Here is a 240-nt window from a genome sequence, read left to right on the forward strand (position 1 = left end):
GTCTGGTATCTGGTGATCACCACCGTACTGTCTGCCATCCAGCATGTTATTGAGCGTGGACTCGCCCGCAGCGAGCGCCGCTCCGCCGTAAACCAGAACCGGGCGGCCAGTCGCGCGCGCTCCGTCACCACTTCGCCAGCACAGGAGCCTGTTCATGCAAGCCTCTCCTGAAGGACACATTTCCATTACCGGCGTCAGTAAGTTTTTTGGCCGACATAAAGCGCTCGATAACGTCACGCT

2 pseudogenes are annotated in these 240 nt (G+C 58.8%); both read left to right on the forward strand.

The features are described from left to right. A pseudogene (locus RTW80_RS30595) lies at nucleotides 1-171 on the forward strand (amino acid ABC transporter permease); the annotation flags it as partial. Continuing rightward, a pseudogene (locus RTW80_RS30600) lies at nucleotides 155-240 on the forward strand (ectoine/hydroxyectoine ABC transporter ATP-binding protein EhuA); the annotation flags it as partial. The pseudogenes RTW80_RS30595 and RTW80_RS30600, both read left to right, overlap by 17 nt.

Origin of the sequence: Escherichia sp. AM3 (assembly GCF_032029835.1) — a bacterium.
GTDB lineage: Bacteria > Pseudomonadota > Gammaproteobacteria > Enterobacterales > Enterobacteriaceae > Escherichia > Escherichia coli.